Origin of the sequence: Archangium violaceum Cb vi76, from assembly GCF_000733295.1 — a bacterium.
In the GTDB taxonomy this organism is placed as follows: domain Bacteria; phylum Myxococcota; class Myxococcia; order Myxococcales; family Myxococcaceae; genus Archangium; species Archangium violaceum.
In genome coordinates this window covers 1-17,306 of record NZ_JPMI01000071.1, presented here as the reverse complement: position 1 = coordinate 17,306, position 17,306 = coordinate 1, and the positions used below count along the sequence as shown (strand labels likewise).

Below are 17,306 nucleotides of genomic sequence, written 5' to 3'. Positions count from 1 at the left end.
GTGTCCGGCGCGATGGAATCATTGGCCAGCACGTTCACCACCGTGGCCGCGCTGTCCTCCGCCACCGTCAGGCTGTCGTTGGCGGCCGTCGGCGGGTCATTCACCGGCGTCACGGTGATGGCCACCGTATCCGTGTCGCTCAGCGCACCGCCGCCCGTGTTGCCCAGATCATTGCTGGTCATGGTCAGGCTCGCCGCGCCGTTGAAGTTGGCCACGGACGCGAAGCTCAGTCCGTCCAACGCCGCGTTCACGTTGGCCACCGTGCCCCGGAACGTCATCGTGCCGTTGGCCGTGCCCGTGCCCACCGAGAACGTCAGGCCCGTGGTCCGGCTGAGCGTCACCACGCCATTGGCGGCCGTCAGCGTCACCTCGATGCTCGCCGCGCCCGCGTCCACGTCCGCCACCGAGAGGGCATTTCCCCCGGCCGTCGAGAACACCTTCACCGTGTCCTCGAGCATCGCCTGCGCCGCCGGCACCGTGTTCACCGGCGCGTCGTTCACCGCGTTCACGGTGGTGCTCAGCGAGGTGGCGTTGTTGGCGGTCGAGGGGTCTCCCGTCGACGCGCTCACCGAGGCCGTCGCGGAGATCGTCCCGCCCGCGCCTGGCGCCGTCACCCTCACGGCAATGGAGGAGGGCGTCGCGCCGGTGGGATCGAGCGTGGGCCGGGTGCACGTCACCACGCCGCCCGACTGGCCGCACGTCCAGCCGGTGCCACTGGCGCTGACGAAGGTGACGCCCGCGGGCAGGTTCATCGCCGCCGTCACGGTCCTGGCCGTGCTCGGCCCCGCGTTGGAGACAGTGAACGTGTAGTCGAGCGTCGCGTCCTCGTTGACGGGACTGGGCGACGCGGAGAGCGCCACCGCCAGGTCCGCGCTCGGGTTGAGCGTGTCCGTGTCCGTGGCGCTGTTGTTGGCGGTGTTCGGGTCCGAGTAGTTGGCCGGAATCGACAGCGAGGCCGTGTTGACGAGTGTGCCGGTGGCCGCCGGGCTCACCGTGCCCGTCGCCGTGACGGTGACCGACTCCCCTTCCGCCAGGTCCAGCAGGACGCCGATGTTGCCCGTGCCACTGGCCGCCGAGCACGACGCGGCGGGCGCGCACGTCCAGGACATGCCCGTCAGCGTCGCCGGGAAGTTGTCCGTCAGCGCGATGAAGCCCGCCCCCAGCGGACCATTGTTGGTGACGGTGATGGTGTACGTCACCGACGTGCCCGGCACCTCGGTCGTCGCGCCATCCGTCATGGTGATGGACAGGTCCGTCGGGTAGCACATGGGAATGGCCGTCATTCCCGCCGTGGGCTGGCCCGTGGCACCATCGGTCGCGCCGTTGACGGGGAACTCGGTCAGCGAAGAGGAGGTGGTGGTTCCGGCACGGCCACCCGCCGCGCTGCGCGTCACCGTCCCACCCGCGGTCGCGATGTAGCCACCGCCGCCACCGCCGCCCGGGCCCTCGGCCTCGGCGCCGGTGATGAGCTGATTGCCTCCCCTGCCACCCGTGGCCTCGACGCTCACGCCATTGAGGTTGATCGTCCCCAGCATCACCGTGCCACCGGCGCCACCACCCCCCGGAGCATCGTTGTGGGTGTTGAAGGTGTCGGTGCCATTGCCACCGTTGGCCGTCACCTTGCCGGTACCCGTCATCGAATAGGCCGCCACCCACACGAGACCGCCGCCGCGCCCACCCGCGCCACCGGAGTCGTTGTTGGCATCTCCCGCGCCGCCGCCACCGCCGAGGAACAGGCGTCCCGTGGGGTCATTGGGCACGGGCCGGCCACCGAGGCCGCCGTGCTCGTAGCGGTAGTCACCCCCCCACGCCGTGTTTCCCGGCGCCAGGGTCAGCGCGTTCTGGTTGTTGGCGGAGTAGGAGTAGCCCGCGCGCCCGCCACCCGACGAGTTCGTCCGCGCATTGCCGTTGTTGCCGTATCCCGGATCCAGCGCCCAGGCCGACGCACCCGTCACGGTGCCGTTCATCACGCCCTGGCCCGTCCACGTGTTGCCGTTGTTGCCGTTGGCACCACCACCGCCCCCCGTGTTGTGGGCGTTGCCGCCACCGCCGCCGTTGGCCGCCGCGCCACGGCCGTAACGGCCCCCCAGGGAGTCGTAGACCGTCCCGTTCCCCGCGATGCCCTCGCCCTTCTCGCCACCCGTCGTGGCATCCGTCGAGCGGTAGATGACCGCGTTGTTCGAGGTGGTGTTGTCCACCGCGCCGCCCCGGAAGCCGGCCGCGTTCGCGTCCAGCGTCCCGTTGACGGTGAGCACGTTCTGCACCTGGAGCGCGAGCACGCCTCCGCGAGTCCCGTCCCAGGGCGTCGCCACCACGCTCGCCCCGGCATTGACGGTGAGGTTGGAGAACTGGGGCACCCGCACCACCTGGGTCTTCCCCGCGGCCGAGTAGCCGTAGCGCAATCCCGTGATGCACTCACCGCTCGTCTGCAGGGTGATGGTGTTGCCCGAGATGGAGCCCACCGTGAAGAGCTCGTAGCGCCCCGCGTTGTTCAGCGCCGTCACGGTGCCGTAGTTCGCCGTGTCCGTCGTGTTGATGGTGGCGCCCTGCATCTGGATGATCATCAGCAGATCACCCACGGCCAGGCTTCCGAGCTGGCCGATGGGGCTGTTGAGCTCCGCCGCGTTGGTGACCTGGATGCTCGTGGCCCCGGCGGCGGCGTCATTGGCGAGCACCGCGTAGCGGTTGAGCACCGTGTTGGCGGCCGTGACGGTGTAGTTGCCGTCACTGCCCACCAGCGCGTCGCGCGACACGGCGCGTGCGACCGGGGGCGTCTTCACAACGGGAGATGGCGATTCCGTGCCGCAGGCGGCGCTCAGCGCCAGCACCGTGAGGCAGAGCAGAAACCGGGCGGGCAGCGCCCGGAGCGGATTCGAAGATGGGTTCATCGAATGGGGGATTCGAGGAAAGCGAAAGTGAACGGCCAGGATGCACGGCACATCACCGCGCAACCAAATCGACTCACACCTGACCAAGCCCGCCTGTGTGCTCGGGTATCGGCCACGTCTGGGCTACAGGTGGGGCTCGAACTTCAGCCCGGCGGCAGGTGCAACTGCGATGCGCGTGCCACGAGGTGGCCCTCGGCGGCACGCGGCATGGGCACGGAAGGGGCTGTGGCGTTCCGCCTCAGTGCCATGTCACGGCGGAGCGGCGGCCAGGGGCTCCCCGGGGGAGAACGGGGACACGGTCCGTGCTGTGGCGTTTGGGGACAGAGGCGATCCGCCACACACGCTCCGTCACAGGTGGCGCACGCGGAGTCAGGGAGGGCAGGCCTCGGCTCGACGCGGCGCGTGGTGCTTGCACCTCAACCTGAGCGGAGGGAGCAGGCGAGCGGCCGTCACTCTCCGCGAGCGGCCTTGTCCTCGCGCCACCAGTGGCTCATCCGCTCGTGGATCTCCGCCTCGTGGCCCTCCTTGCTCGGCCGGTAGAAGACGGAGCGCTCCAGCGGCTCGGGGAGGTACGTCTGCCCGGGCACGTAGTGGTCCTTGTGGTTCCACGGTGCCTCGTAGCCCTTCTTGTAGCCCAGCTCCTTCATGAGCTCGGTGGGGGCGTTGCGCAGGTGGAGCGGTGGGGCCGCGTTGGGGTTCGCCTCCACGGCCGCCAGCGCCGCGTCCATCGCCTGATAGCCGCGGTTGCTCTTCTTCGCCGTGGCCAGCAGGAGGGTCGCCTGGGCCACGAAGATGCGCCCCTCGGGCATGCCCACGGAGTGGAAGCCCTCCTCACATGCGCGCACGATGCTGATGGCCTCGGGCATGGCCAGCCCCACGTCCTCCACGGCGATGACCTTGAGCCGGCGCCACAGCGCCACGTAGTCGCCCGTCTGCAGCAGCCGCGCCGCCCAGAAGATGGCTCCCTGGGGATTGGAGCCCCGGCACGACTTCTGGAGGGCGCTCAACAGGTCGAAGTGCTCGTCCCCGTCCTTGTTGTGCCGCGCCAGCCGGGTCCCGGTGGCCTGGAGGGCCGTCTCGCGCGAAATCTCCGCGCCCTCCGCGGAGAGCTGGGCCGCGAGCTCCAGCCCACCCAGCGCCTTGCGCACGTCCCCCCCGCTCCCCTCCACCAGGACGGAGAGCGCCTCGTCACTCACGGTCAGCCGCCGGGCGCCGAGTCCCCGCTTCTCATCGGAGAGCGCCCGCAGGAGCGCGGTCCGCAGGTCCGCCGGGGTGAGCTCGCGCAGCAGGAAGACGCGGCACCGGCTGACGAGCGCGGGCCTCACCTCGAAGCTGATGTTCTCCGTCGTCGCTCCGAGGAGGATGAGGAGGCCGCTCTCCACATGGGGCAGGGCCTGCTCCTGGACGTTCTTGGCCCAGCGGTGGATCTCATCCACGAAGACGACGGTGCGCCGGTGGTACTGGTTGCGCAGGCGCTCGGCCTCGGCCACCACCTCGCGGATGCGGGGGATGCCATCGGAGACGGCCGAGAGGATGACGAACTCCGCGTCGACACTGGCCGCCAGCATGCGCGCGAGCGTGGTCTTCCCCACGCCTGGAGGCCCTCCGAAGAGGCAGGAGACGATGGCCTTGCGCTCGATGAGCTGGCGCAGGGGCGCGCCAGGGCCGAGCAGATGCGACTGCCCGATGAACTCCTCGGGGGTGCGCGGGCGCATGCGCTCGGCCAGCGGCGCGAAGCGGTTCACATCGACGGAAGCGGCGAACAGGTCGGGACCAGCGGGCATCGGGAGGCGGCACCCTACCACTTCACGGCCCTCGGAAGGCGGCGCTTCCTGCGCCCTGTTCCGGGAGCACACGGTCCTGTATAGGGACCCATGACGTCGGCACGTGCATGAAGCAGGACTCCTTCTCAGGTCGCGCCACGCAGGGCAGCTTCTTCGAGGGATTGTTCGTCCGATCGCTCCAGGCGAGTGGACCCTTCGCGGAAGAGCTCCGGGCGTGTGGCTACGACCCGCACCACCCCAAGGCCATCTACCCCATCGAGGTGTGGAACGCGGCGCTCGAGGTAGCGTGGCGCCACTGCTACCCCAGGTGGACCCGCGAGGCCGCCTACCGCGAAATGGGCCGCCAGCTCGCGCGGGGCTTCCTGCAGACGTGGATGGGCAAGGTGGTGGACATGGGCCTGCCCATGCTCGGCCCGGAGCGCCTCATGGCGCGTGTCCCCAGCCTCCTGGCGCTCGACACCTTCCGCTACGAGGTGAAGGTGCAGCCACTCGGCTTGCACCAGTACCGCGTCTCCCTCCGGAACGATCCGGATGCCAAGCCCGAGCTCATCGCCGGCCTCCTGGAGGCGGGTCTGGGCAGGACGGGCGTCAACCCCACCGCCACGGTGGTGATGCACTGTGAGCAGGACTTCGACATCGACGTCACCTGGTGAGCCCCATGCCTCCGCCCCCATCCCCTGGTTCGCCCGCCGACGCCATCCTCCACGCCACCCGGCGCTACCTGCGTGCGTACCCCTCGGCCGCGCTGTGCGTGGGCCTCACGCATCACGGCACGCACCACGTGAAGGCCCTCCGCGGTAACGGGCCGCCCCCAGCGGAGGATTCCCTGTACGAGCTGGGTGCACTCACGCAGGTCTTCACGGGCAGCCTGCTCGCGCTGTTGGTGGACCGCGGTGAGGTGAAGCCCGACACGCCGTTGAAGGAGCTGATCCCCCTGCCGCTCCTCCCGGATGAGACCGCCGGCCGCATCACCCTCGAGCAACTGGCGACGCACACCTCGGGCATGCCGCATGTCCCGCCCAACCTGCGGACCCCCCAGCTGAATCCGGCCGATCCCTACGGCCATTACACCGCGGAGCTCTTCGGCGCGTTCATGAGGAGCTACCGCCCCCAACACCCGCCTCCGCGAAAGCACACCGAGTCCATCATCGGCCTGGGCGTGCTCGGTCACGCCCTCTCGCGGCGCATGCGGCTCAACTACGGACACGCCGTGAGGGATCTGCTCTGCACGCCGCTGGGGTTGAGCAACACCACCGCCGTCCGTCTCTCCGAGGAGCAGGAGCGGCGTCTGCTCCCCGGCCACTCCGCTCGGGGCGAGACGATGCCGGGCTGGACCTTCCCGGCGATGCCCGGAGCGGGGGCGGTCCGCTCGACGGTGCCCGACCTGCTGCGCTTCCTCGACGCGAATCTCGGCCACGAGGAGGCCGGGCTCGGCCGGGCCTTGCGGCTCACGCACGAGCCACGCGCGAAAGCCCGCGGCGGGCACGTGGGACTGGGGTGGAAGGTCTCCCAGGTACGTGGCAGACCCGTGGTGTGGCGCTCCGCGGTGACGGGCGGCTACGCCGGCTTCATCGGCTTCTCGGCGGACGCGGACGCGGGGGTCGTCGTCCTGTCGGACCACGCGGGCTCCTTCCTCGCCTCGCTCCTCGGGCGCGTGCCCGTGGAGGCTCCCGGCTTCGAGCTCCTCGCGGGATACCTGCGGTAGCGTCGCCCGGCCCGCTCCTGAAGCACCGGGCAGGCATCCGGGCCCCGGGTCGTCACGCGGACATCCAAGCTAGATGGCGCCCAGTTGAGAGTCATGCGAGACGGCCGGAAGGGCACCCGGCTGCGTCAGCTCGCTCACTCCCCGCGCGAGCTCATGGCCCAGGCGCGCGAGGTGCTCGGCGGAGAGGAGCCGCCGCACCTGGGGGAAGAGGACGGACCGCTCCTCGGCCACGTGCGCCTCCACGGACTCGCGCAAGCTGATCAGGGCGGGCTCGAACTGCATGTCACCGACCTCCAGGTGCAGCAGCTGGGAGATCAGCGCCTTGGCCTCGGCATGGTCGTCGTAGGAGTGCTGGATCAGATCGCTCGTCTCGGCCAGCTTCACTTCCGGGTAGAAGAAGCGCTCCTCGAGCTGGGTGTGCAGGGTGAGCAGGTAGGCGAGACGGCGGAACAGGTGGGTCTTCTCGTCCCCGCTCGCCACCGCCACCTGCTGGAAGAGGGCCTCTGCTTCCTCGTGCTGCCGCGTCAGGAGTTCGATCGGATCCATGAGGAGGACGCTCGGCATTGGCGCGTCCGGGGGCAAGCCGCCCATTCCCCGAACGCCCGGCAGCCGGGCACCATGGCCTGCATATTGCTGAGTTGGGCGCCCGCTTTCCTGGAGGAGTCCCATATGACGAATCGAGCTGCCTTTTTGAACCGAGCCGCCCTGGTGCTGTGCCTCATTCTGTCCACCGCCTGCGGTCCCGAGAACGAACTGGAGCAGAGTCCCCTCACCCGGCAGTTCATCCGCGTGACGAAGGAGGTCCCGGCCTTCGGCGGCGTCGCGCGCGAGAATGGCACGTGGGTCGTCTCCCTGCTCGGCTCCGAGCAGCGTGAGGCCGCGGAGACCAAACTGTGGGACATCTTCAACGAGGAGGCCACGAACATCGCCGTGCGGGTCCGCCCCACACGCGGAAGCGCCTCCGAGGAGATGAAGCTCGCCGCCACGGATGTCCTGAGCGTGGAGGGCGTCGGGACGCTCGACTACGACGAGACGACCGGCTACCTCCGGGTGGGACTCACCGATGTGGAGGCCATCGGGGCCGCGCAGGCGAAGCTCGACACGCTCGACGTCCCGCTGGAGCAGGTCATCTTCCAGGCGGAAGCACCCATCGTGAGTCTGTGACTCACTGCCAGCTGCCGAGGGGCCCGCCGTAGGCCCCCCGGTCCTCTCGCGTCCCGTTCTGCTCGAGGCCCTCGAAGCATCCGGTGTCGAGCAGCGGGGAGTCCCCCGCCGGCTGGAAGTTGCCCGCCTCGGGGGAGACGAAGAGCGGGTCCAGCTCGACGTTGCCGTCCGTGCCGATCTCGAACCGGGGCGGCACGAGGTGGATGTCCGCGCCGTTGACGCCATTCTCGAAGAACAGGTTGCAGCGGATGCGCCCCGTCTGGATGTGCGCGTGCCAGATGCCGATCTCGGAGCGGGCCACCACGTTGTTGAGGATGTCGAGCCAGGCCGCCTGACTGACGATGGCCTCGCGGGTGTTCTCCCAGAAGACGTTGTTCGCCACGAGCGCCACGTCCTGGAAGTGATTGGCCACGAAGCCGTGGGTGTTGCCCACGAAGAGGTTGTTGCGCACCACCGCGCGAGCGTGGAAGTAGAGCATCGCGCCGATGGAGTTGTGGCGGAAGACGTTGTGCATCAGGAGGGCGGACGTGGGCGCCTCTCCCTGGTCCGTGTGGCCATCCGCGTAGACGGCGGCGGAGTACCAGTTGCCGCCACAGTCCATCACGTCCATGGCATCACACAGGTTGCCCGTCCCCACGTTCTGGAAGGTGAAGCCCGCCACCACGACGTCCGAGGCTCCCGAGAAGTCGATGAGCTTCACGGGTGCCCCGCCGCCGTCGAGGATGGTCCACCGCGCGCCACTGCCGAGCAGTTGGATGCCACTCTTCAGGCGCACCGTTTCGAAGTAGGTGCCCGACTTCACGAGCACGGTATCCCCGGCCCGCGCGGCATCCACGGCGGCCTGGATGCGCGGGTAGTCCTGCGGCACCCGGAGGATCCGGGGCCGTGCCTGCTTCGCCGGCCAGACGGAGGAGACCCCGGCCTGCACCATCGCCGACTCGGACAGAGCACCGGCTGAGTCGAGCAGGGACACGGCGAGGACCTCGCCTGGGGTGGCATCAACCTCGAATTCCTGAGACCCCGAGGGCAGTGCCGTCACGAACTCCTGAGCCGGACGGGACTCATGCAGGCGCGAGACCAGGAGAACGGCGCCCGAGTCCCGCAGCCCCTCGGGGACGGGGACGCGGAGGGAAATGGACACGGGAACGGGGCCGGGCGGAGCCTCCCCCGAAAGCGGTTCGGCACAACCAGCCAGGAGGAGACCCACCACCACCGGGGCACACAGCGGGGAGCGCACGGTCATGACTCCAGACCCAAGCAATCCCCACACCACCGAGCCGCTTTTCCTCCCCGACTGCCGGGCCCGGCAAGGCTCGGTTCGCACACTTCGACCCCCACCCTTCGCTACTCCCTGGAGCAGCGATGGAGGGACCGCTCGCCTGCTGGCCCGCCCTGGAGGCACCTTGTCATGCGGGCGGCATGGACAGACCTTGTCCTGTCGAAGCCAAGGTTCTCGGACGGAGGGACGATGAGGGGAGCGCTGATGGGGCTGGCGGGCCTGGTGCTCTGCGTGGGCAGTGCCGAGGCCCAGCAGGAGGCCGGCGGTGGCAAGCGGGGACTCTCGGTGACGGTGGGCGGTGGCGTGGAGGGCTACACCTTCGCGCTGGCTCCGGCGATCGACCTCGGAGCCACCTACGGGGTGACGCTGGGGCTGATGCCAACGCGGAGAGTGGGCCTGGAGTTTGGCTACTCGGGTGCGGTGAACGAGCTCGATACGGGCGGGCCCTCGGGGGCGAGGCCCGGCGTGGACCTGGTGCGCAACGGCGCCTACGCGGCGACGACCGTGGGCCTCACCTCCTCGGCGGTGCAGCCCTACGTGATGGGGGGAGTGGGCTTCAGCCACTACAACGTCCGAGGCGGAGTGCCGGGCTTCAACGACGACATCGTGGGCAACATCCCCGTGGGCGCGGGAATGCGGACGACGTTCGGCAGCATCACCGCCGACGCGCGCCTCCAGTACAACATCCTGTTCAACCAACAGTTCGCCTCCGCGCTGCGCGTGCCCACTCCGGGCGAGTCGATGAACTTCACCATCAGCCCGGGCGGCCGTTACTCCGGCACGCTCAACCTCGGCGTGCTGTGGTGAGCGTGCGCGGTAACACCCAAACCATCCCCACACCCCTATGATGCGAGGATGGGTAAGTCGCGACGCGGACGGAAGAACCCCACTCCACCACCCCAGAAGCGCTCCTCCGGCATATCCCTCCAGGCGGTCATCGCGCTGGTGATGGGGGGAGTGCTCCTCGGGTTCCTCGTGAACTCCTTCCGGGAGGACGGGCAGCCCTCGCGGCCCGCCGCCACGTCGAGGAAGCAGGCCCAGGGCCCCTTCCAGCTCGAAGGGGAGCTGGCGGAACACTGGAAGGCCGCCACGGCCAGGTGGTGCCCGCGCATGGCCGCACTGCAGTGGGGAGACGCCGGGCAGCAGGGAGTGCTCACCGTGGAGCTGACGAGCATTCAGTGTATCGCCCGGATGTGCGAGCAACCCGAGAAGCTCGAGGGAGTGGACCCGGCGGCCCGCGGCCAGATGAAGCGGATGTGCGGTCAGGTGGAGTTGATGTTCGAAGGACAGATGGCGACACTGACGAAGCACTACGGCCGCCTGTGTCCCGAGCTCATCCAGACATGGAGCGGACGCCCCTGGAGCCCGAACAACCACCTCGGGCTCTACGGGGACGTGCGCCAGTGCATGGAGCGCCATTGCGAGGAAGTCGATGGAGGGACGGGCTCGGAGGCGCGTTGCGAGCTCGCCGCGGACCTCGCCGAGGTCTTCGGGGACGCACAGGCCGCCGCGAGGCTGCGGGAGCGGGCCCGGCTCGCGAAGGCGCGCGAGAATCAGTTGTGGGGACCGCTCTCGGAGGAGGAGAAGAAGGAGGAGCGCGAGGACGCGGGCATGAAGGTGATCGCCAGGCGTCTGCTCGCACTCTGCCGGCAGGGAAACCAGCGCTACTGCGCGTCCCTGGCGAAGTACTGCGAGATAGAAGGCCATCCTCCGGACGTGTGCCCGGCGCCGGGGACATCGGACGCGGGCCGCTGAGCCTGGACGGGAAGTCACTGGAGTTTCGAGCGGACTGGTGCTGTAGGGCGCCCATGACACGCTCCGCTCGTCCCCTGGTTCTCGCAGCCCTCCTTCCTACCCTCTGCGCCTGCGCCACGCCCACGGCCTCGCGAGGCGCTCCACGGCAAGCCGTCACGCTGCGCTTCGCCTGGCCCGAGCAGCTCTCCGCCCGCGTCACCCACTCCGTCACGATGAACAGCCCCCTGGGCAACACCCAGGTCCAGCGCCGCTACTGGCTGACCGTGGCGCCGACGGAGGAGGAAGGCCACCGCCAGCTCGTCCCGAGTGAAATCGAGGTATCTCCGCCGCAGTTCGCCGCCATGGTGGACCCGGTGCCCACGGTGCAATTCGACGGCGATGGCTGCTTCCAGGGCATCGACAGCCAGGAAGTGCCAGGCCAGCAGATGTTGGAGGTGCTGCCCATGGAGCCGGAGAGGAAGGCGGAGCTCCTCGAGAACCTGGTGGCCGTACAGGAGGAAGCCGCACTGGAATACTGGGATCGGCTGGTGGCAAGCTGGCGCGGCGTCACCCTGACGCCCGGCGAGCCGGTGCGGCTCGAGGCGCAGATGGTGGTGGGCACGGGCTTCATGGAGAGGAAGGAAGTGGCGGCGGAAGAGCGCACCTCCATCGAGGTGAGCGTCCCCTGCACGCCAGACGCGCAGGAGCGGCGATGCGTGCGATTGATCGTGGATCTCCAGCCGCTCGGCCAGTCCGAGGAGGAGGCAGGTCCCATGGCGCGCAAGCGCTTCGAGCTGGTGACGGACCCGGACACGCTGGTGCCCTATTCCACCCGATTGACGCGCATGGACAGGGTGGACTGGGGCAAGGACGGCGGCGAGCAGCCCCTCAAGGAGTTCCTGCAGGTGGAGGAGTACGTCTACACCTATGGCGCCGAGCGCGTGCCTCCCGGCTCGACGCAGCTCTGAGCCAAAGGCCACGAGACCTCGAAGAATTTCGTTCCTGACTGTGACACATGGAGGCAGCATCTCGGCAATCTCAAGCACGCAGCTGCCTTCATCTGTGTGCAGGAACGCCTGGCCGCGGAGTTTCCCGACCATTTCGCCGTCGAGCCACGCTACCGCATGACGCACCACTATCCCCGAATTCGCCCTTACGGCGTTCATGCACCTGAAAAGGAGGCCGGCGAGCGTCTCCTCGCAAGGGAGGTGATTCATTTCGCATTCTACATGCCACATGATCATCCAGACATCGCCGCCGGCGTATCCCACGCCTTCAACTGCTACATGAACGCAGTGGGTGAAGGCTCAGACACCATCAACGCCTGCGCATTCGGCCACTACAGCCACGGTCCTCTTTCCGTCGAACGTTGGAAACGCATTCGAGAATTGCTGCTCCCCGACCGGCCTTTCCGCTACGCCGAGGATTGCAATGACCCATACCGCCTCAGGGAAATGGAGAAGAGCGGCAATGAGACGTGGATCCACCTGGGCAACGGGCACGACAGGCTCTCGGGCTTCAAGCTCACCTACTCGGCCCGTATTCCGTCTCGAGACCGGGAGCCGTCCGACTACGACGTGAGCTACCTCGAGGGCATGCTGCCAACCGAGTACCTCGAGGAACACGGCCCCGCCGCTGTGAGGGAGCTGGTGCTCGACCTGGCATCAGGCCTTCACTTCGCCAGCGGTCATGCGGGGCTGAGCTTCGATTCACTCATGGGGGACGTGTTCTTCACGCCCCGAATTCGCGCCGAGATCCTCCGCCACCCGGGATTCAGCCTCCATCACGGCTCTACGCCGGATGGGATGGGCACACGTATTGACGGGGTGCACTGGCTCAACTTCCTGGGCCTACCGATCATCCAGGAACTGGGCGGCGTGTCCGCACTTCGTTCCCGCTTGATCTCACCCGGAACCACCGTGCAGGCCATGGATGAGACGAGGGCCGTCGTGACACTGGGGGACTGGCCCGAAGCTGGCGATCTCAATCGAGACAATGCACTCCCCGCCTACCGCGAGTTCAGTCGCGCGCTGGAGCCCTGGCTCGACAAGCCCTTCGAGGCTCCCAACTTCCGCGTCGAAGGATTCACTCAGGAGGAGGCCTTGAATTGGGCCCGGCGATTCCTCGACTGATGTGTCTTACACCGCCTCGACTCACCCCTTCCGAGGTCCGAAGGTCGAGAACCCACCTGAGCACGTCACGGGCCGACTTCTTGCCGCTCGGCTCCGAGCTCCTGGTGGCCGCGCTACATGAGCACCCGGACCGGAGGCATCAGTCGAGGAAGCGGCGCTCCCACCGGCGCATGTCCTCGTCGGAGAAGCCCCCCCAGTTGCCACGGTCCATGTACAGCCAGGGCTCCAGCACGTGAGCCAGCTCGCGGTACTCAGGCAACGTCCGGCCCTGCTCCATGTCCCCCGCCTCCGGCCATGTGCCCAGCGTCACCACGGCCCGCTCGCCATCGAGCTCCTGTACGGTGCTTCCGGGCGAACGCAGGCGCGCGCGCAGGCCCGCGGCGCCCCCGAGCTCGCCCAACACGGGCGGGCCCAGGAAGTTCAGCCAGTGCACCCCCTTCACCCGGGTGCCGATGGAGAGCGAGTCGAAATTCACGCCTGGAATGTCCAGGCCGGGATGGCGCAAGGCCATGTCGCGGATGGCATCGGTCGTACCGACGACGCTCTCCGGGTAGTTGAAGCACAAGCCCCCATGCCCGGAGCAGAAGGGCAACTTCGCCGCCAATTCCAGCGCCAGTTCCCGCACGCGTTCTGGTCCATGCGCTTCCAGGTATTCCGTGGGGAGGATGAAGGACAGCGCGCTTGTCTCCCCCTCATCATCGAGCAACCGGCCATGGTAGAGGACCTCGTACCCCGTGGTGGCACTGGCGGACTCACACAGCCAGAAATAGGTGGCGGGTTCCTTGCGCATCTCGCGCCACAGGAAGGCCCAGCCTTTGTCGTCGAGCTCTTCCCAGTCGCCACTGTACGGGTCTACATACCAACCGAGCACTTGGGGCCCGATGGCACGAATGTACGTCTCCAGGGAGTGCATCACCTGCTGGACGAGTTCCTGGTGGGAGCGCCTCATGTAGAAGGTGATGCTCACGCTCTCCCGGATGTACAGGGAACGTCTTTCACCACCGATGACCGAGTAGAGGCGAACGCGAGGATAATGCTCACTCATTACTGGATCCCCTTGGGCGTGACGAACCTGGGATCAAGCTTTCCTTCAAGAAGCGCCTTTCTGTACATCGTACCTTGATGATTTGGGTAATGAGCTTGACCTTCGGTGAAGGGCCTCCAGGTAGGCCGGTTGTCGGCTGGGCATGGAAACTTGAAGTCGTAGATGCGCCGGACCTGGTTCGGATCGCCCGATACGTGAATCACGATATCGGGCACCAAGGCCCCCCACAGCATGCTGGTCAGCCCGAGCTGCAGCCACTCCTCCACCTGCTTGGGGTCAACCCATCGCCACAGCCCCGTGCTGAAGTCCTTCTGGTAGGTGGGCTCCACCCTGACGTTCTGCGTGAAACGTTCAGCGAAGGCATTCCGCACGCAGTCGAGGGCCACCTTGTGCTTCCTGGCCCCGAGCTCCATGGCGCGCGTCACTTCCTTCCCGCCCTCCATGCGCACCACCTGCCTGCATTGCTCCCTGGTGGGCTCCCGTCCCTGGAGTTCCTCATCCTCCTTGTTGACCTGCTCATTTGCTTTCTGGGCGCAGTCTGTCAGCGCCCACTCGACGACCTTGATATCCGCGTCCTCCAGCATCACCGACATGCTGGTGGCGGCATTGGCGGCGTCCACGGCACGAGACAGCCCAGGAATGATGGCCTCTTCGCCCGGCAGGGTCTTGTAGCAGGCGGGGTTGCGCAGGCAGGCGGCCGTCGCCGAGTCCGTGGATTGTGCGTACCGGCTCGAAGCACCGGTGGGGCCCTGCGTGCTCACCACGGGAAATCCCGTGGCACATCCGGCCAGAACCAGGAGAGTGAACGAGAACGGTGCGCGAGATGTGGGCGAGCGGGTGGACATGCCTCGACATTCTCCTCCAGAAGGGTGGTGCATCAAGTGTAGAGATTACGTCTTCCGGCCATCGTGAGATGCGCATCGACGGATACACACCGCGCCCATCGCATCCGGGCAGGCGGTGCACTGCATCCAGATGAGGCATCAGTCGAGGAAGCGGCGCTCCCACCGGCGCATGTCCTCATCGGAGAAGCCACCCCAGTTCCCACGGTCCATGTACAGCCAGGGTTCCAGCACGTGAGCCAGCTCACGGTACTCGGGCAACGTCCGGCCCTGCTCCATGTCCCCCGCCTCCGGCCATGTGCCCAGCGTCACCACGGCCCGCTCGCCATCGAGCTCCTGTACGGTGGTTCCGGGCGAGCGCAGGCGCGCGCGCAGGCCCGCGGCGCCCCCGAGCTCGCCCAACACAGGCGGGCCCAGGAAGTTCAGCCAGTGCACCCCTTTCACCCGGGTGCCGATGGAGTACGAGTCGAAGTGCACGCCTGGAATGTCCAGGCCGGGATGGCGAAAGGACATGTCGCGGATGGCATCGGTCGTACCGACGACGCTCTCCGGGTAGTTGAAGCACAAGCCCCCATGCCCGGAGCAGAAGGGCAACTTCGCCGCCAATTCCAACGCCAGTTCCCGCACGTGTTCCGGTCCATACGCTTCCAGGTATTCCGTGGGGAGGATGAAGGACAGCGCGCTTGTCACATCCTTCTTGAGCAGCCGGCCTCGGTAGAGCACCTCGTACCCCGTGGTCTCACTGGGGGACTCACTCAGCCAGATCTGGGCGACGGGTTCCTCGATCATCAAGCGCCGGTTATACGCCCAGCCCTTGTCATCGAGCTCCTCCCAGTCGCCACTGTACGGGTCCGCATACCAACCGAGCACCTGAGGCCCGATGGCACGAAGGTACACCTCCAGGCAGTTCATCACCTCCTGGACGATCTCCTGGTGGGAGCGTTTCATGTAGAAGGTGAGACTCACGCTCTCCCGGATGTAGAGGGAACGTCTTTCACCATCGATGCTTGAGTAGAGGCGAACACGCGGATAGTGCTCACTCATTACTGAACCCCCTGGGGTTGACGAATCTGGGATCGAGGGCGCCCTCACCCTGAGTTACGCGACCTCGACGAACTTCGTTCCTGTGATGCCCTCCTCCTCCATGACTTGCTTGAGGCGCTCGGAGACGAGGAGGGCGACAGTCCAGCCCCAGGGACGGAAGACGTGCGAGTCGCCCACCCTGCTCGGGTCGATGCGCATGCCGGCAACGACCCGGTACTGTCCCACCCTATCGGGGTCTCCATCCTCCGGCCGCCAATAGCGCACCTCTTCGCAGCGAGCATCATCGACGCAGCGGATGATCCGAAGCGCATTGAGGATGAAGTACGGCTCGGACAGTCCCTCCACTTGAGCGGGTAGGAACTGCACCTGTGACTGCAAACCCAGACGCTCGAAGAGGGACACGACCCGGCCATGAACCACCGGAATCGTGAGGGTGGTGAAGCTGAAGTCGAGCGCACTTCCTTGGCGAGCCTGGCGCAGCACGAGTTTGCCTTGAACATCAAGGAAACAACCCCTGTCGAACTGCCATGAGTCGACCTCTTGGCCATGCTCATCGACGGGATCCGCGAGAACCCAGCGCCCACGGAGGCGCATGTTGCTGAGCAAATCGTAATACTTCATGAACACCCTCGAGTCTCGACTTCCTGCTCCAGAAGAGGGTATACTTCGAGTGTAGTGGATTCCGGCACGGTGGACCGCAGGCATACCGCGACGATGCCTCAACGAACCCGCCCTCATCGCGGAAGAGCGCACCTGTGTGGTTGGCCATCCCCTGATGCACCGAGTACCTCCTGGAAGTTGGGCCCGGTCCATGACAACAAGAGCATCAGGCCTCCGGCGGACGGAGGACAGGGAGGAGCACGCATGGACGAGCAGGGGCAGACCGAGGCCAGCGAGGAGTATCCGAAGCAGTTGGGCCCGTATCAACTCCATGAGCAGGTGCCGCGGGCCGCTCGCGACCAGAAGGAGGACCTCCATCTGGCCACGCACGAGACGAGCGGGGCAACCGCCCTGGTGCTCAAGCTCAACGCCGGGCAGGACGCGGCGGCTCTGAAGGACCTGCGGGTGAGCCTCATCTCCTCGCCGGCCTCACCTGGATACATCGCCATGCAAGTGGAGCAGACCGCGTGGTCCAGGGCCCCCGACAGACAGTCCGTGGAGTCGCTGGTGTTCACCTTCGAAGGTGTATGCGAGGCGGTGCGGCGCATGGCCCGCGCCGTCCCCGAGGACTATGACGCTCGCCCCCAGTGGCACCTGCGGTTGGGGGTGGCGAGCGCCGCGGTGTGTGCCCTGCTCCTGGCGCTGGTGTGTCTGGCCCCCGAGTCCCGGCCCCCGAACGGCCTGGAGCCGTTGGCGAGCGCTCCGACAGCGACAAGCGCCCAGGACAAGCAGCTCGCGGCCCAGCGTGGGCCGAGTGGGGCCCATGCTCCGCTCAATGCGACCACCCTGGTCCAGACGGAAGACCCGAACTCTTCAGGCATCACCTACCCGCTTCCCGCGAAGCCCTTCGGCAACCAGGCCAAGGCTCCCTGCAAGCCCAGGAAAGGCGAGGTGGAGATCAACGGCGGCTGCTGGGTAGCGCTGGAGAAACGCCCGCCCTGTTACGACGATCAGGCCGAGTACCAGGGCAAGTGCTACCTGCCTGTCGCCGAGCGCCCGAAGCCCGAGCCGAGCGCCATCCAACCGTGA

Annotated in this window: 16 protein-coding genes; 8 read left to right on the top strand and 8 right to left on the bottom strand. The window is 67.4% G+C overall.

All coding sequences use genetic code 11. The features are described 5' to 3' along the window. Together Q664_RS11045 and Q664_RS11040 are read right to left on the bottom strand one after the other, a co-directional pair. Nucleotides 1–2,888: beta strand repeat-containing protein (locus Q664_RS11045; RefSeq protein WP_043393287.1), on the bottom strand; the 2,888-nt coding region annotated here is incomplete at its 3' end. A gap of 449 nt (nt 2,889–3,337) precedes the next feature. Beyond that, nucleotides 3,338–4,672 carry a replication-associated recombination protein A gene (locus tag Q664_RS11040; protein ID WP_043393284.1) on the bottom strand — a complete coding sequence of 445 codons (1,335 nt, stop codon included), beginning with the start codon at nt 4,670–4,672 and terminating at the stop codon, nt 3,338–3,340. A 107-nt stretch (nt 4,673–4,779) separates the two neighbouring features. Between Q664_RS11040 and Q664_RS11035 the strand changes: the two genes are divergently transcribed. Next, nucleotides 4,780–5,325, top strand: a complete 546-nt coding sequence (locus Q664_RS11035; RefSeq protein ID WP_052517953.1) for a DUF2378 family protein — start codon at nt 4,780–4,782, stop codon at nt 5,323–5,325. Between the two features lie 5 nt (nt 5,326–5,330). Then, the gene (locus tag Q664_RS11030; RefSeq protein ID WP_043393281.1) at nt 5,331–6,377 is read left to right on the top strand and encodes a serine hydrolase domain-containing protein; all 1,047 of its coding nucleotides are present in this window, start codon (nt 5,331–5,333) and stop codon (nt 6,375–6,377) included. A gap of 69 nt (nt 6,378–6,446) precedes the next feature. On the opposite strand, the gene Q664_RS58965 is transcribed toward Q664_RS11030, so the two are convergent. After that, nucleotides 6,447–6,923: a hemerythrin domain-containing protein gene (locus Q664_RS58965; protein ID WP_063934679.1), complete on the bottom strand. Its 477-nt coding sequence runs from the start codon at nt 6,921–6,923 to the stop codon at nt 6,447–6,449. A 123-nt stretch (nt 6,924–7,046) separates the two neighbouring features. Between Q664_RS58965 and Q664_RS58960 the strand changes: the two genes are divergently transcribed. Further along, nucleotides 7,047–7,541 (top strand): hypothetical protein, encoded by a 495-nt coding sequence (locus Q664_RS58960; protein WP_160174382.1) that lies wholly within the window; start codon nt 7,047–7,049, stop codon nt 7,539–7,541. A 1-nt stretch (nt 7,542) separates the two neighbouring features. On the opposite strand, the gene Q664_RS11015 is transcribed toward Q664_RS58960, so the two are convergent. Further along, on the bottom strand, nt 7,543–8,682 hold the full coding sequence (locus Q664_RS11015) for a NosD domain-containing protein (protein WP_160174381.1): 1,140 nt from the start codon (nt 8,680–8,682) through the stop codon (nt 7,543–7,545). Between the two features lie 327 nt (nt 8,683–9,009). Here Q664_RS11015 and Q664_RS11010 point away from each other — a divergent pair, with 327 nt between their 5' ends. The 4 genes from Q664_RS11010 to Q664_RS60750 all read left to right on the top strand — a co-directional run bounded on the left by Q664_RS11010 (nt 9,010) and on the right by Q664_RS60750 (nt 12,686). After that, the gene (locus tag Q664_RS11010) at nt 9,010–9,627 is read left to right on the top strand and encodes an outer membrane beta-barrel protein (protein ID WP_084609728.1); all 618 of its coding nucleotides are present in this window, start codon (nt 9,010–9,012) and stop codon (nt 9,625–9,627) included. A 48-nt stretch (nt 9,628–9,675) separates the two neighbouring features. Next, entirely contained in the window at nt 9,676–10,575 is a 900-nt protein-coding gene (locus Q664_RS11005; protein ID WP_043393273.1) for a hypothetical protein, read from the top strand. A gap of 53 nt (nt 10,576–10,628) precedes the next feature. Continuing rightward, nucleotides 10,629–11,522 (top strand): hypothetical protein, encoded by an 894-nt coding sequence (locus Q664_RS11000; protein WP_043393271.1) that lies wholly within the window; start codon nt 10,629–10,631, stop codon nt 11,520–11,522. A 96-nt stretch (nt 11,523–11,618) separates the two neighbouring features. After that, nucleotides 11,619–12,686, top strand: a complete 1,068-nt coding sequence (locus tag Q664_RS60750; protein ID WP_235216649.1) for a type VI immunity family protein — start codon at nt 11,619–11,621, stop codon at nt 12,684–12,686. A 139-nt stretch (nt 12,687–12,825) separates the two neighbouring features. Here Q664_RS60750 and Q664_RS10990 read toward each other — a convergent pair whose 3' ends face one another. The 4 genes from Q664_RS10990 to Q664_RS10975 all read right to left on the bottom strand — a co-directional run bounded on the left by Q664_RS10990 (nt 12,826) and on the right by Q664_RS10975 (nt 16,238). Continuing rightward, nucleotides 12,826–13,731, bottom strand: a complete 906-nt coding sequence (locus Q664_RS10990; RefSeq protein ID WP_075207403.1) for a DUF3396 domain-containing protein — start codon at nt 13,729–13,731, stop codon at nt 12,826–12,828. After that, entirely contained in the window at nt 13,731–14,576 is an 846-nt protein-coding gene (locus tag Q664_RS10985; protein WP_043393269.1) for a hypothetical protein, read from the bottom strand. Before Q664_RS10985 ends, Q664_RS10990 begins: the two co-directional genes overlap by 1 nt. 138 nt (nt 14,577–14,714) lie before the next feature. Further along, nucleotides 14,715–15,521, bottom strand: a complete 807-nt coding sequence (locus Q664_RS10980) for a DUF3396 domain-containing protein (protein ID WP_043393292.1) — start codon at nt 15,519–15,521, stop codon at nt 14,715–14,717. A gap of 150 nt (nt 15,522–15,671) precedes the next feature. Then, entirely contained in the window at nt 15,672–16,238 is a 567-nt protein-coding gene (locus Q664_RS10975; RefSeq protein WP_043393289.1) for an imm11 family protein, read from the bottom strand. 243 nt (nt 16,239–16,481) lie between these two features. Between Q664_RS10975 and Q664_RS10970 the strand changes: the two genes are divergently transcribed. Continuing rightward, the gene (locus Q664_RS10970; RefSeq protein ID WP_043393268.1) at nt 16,482–17,306 is read left to right on the top strand and encodes a hypothetical protein; all 825 of its coding nucleotides are present in this window, start codon (nt 16,482–16,484) and stop codon (nt 17,304–17,306) included.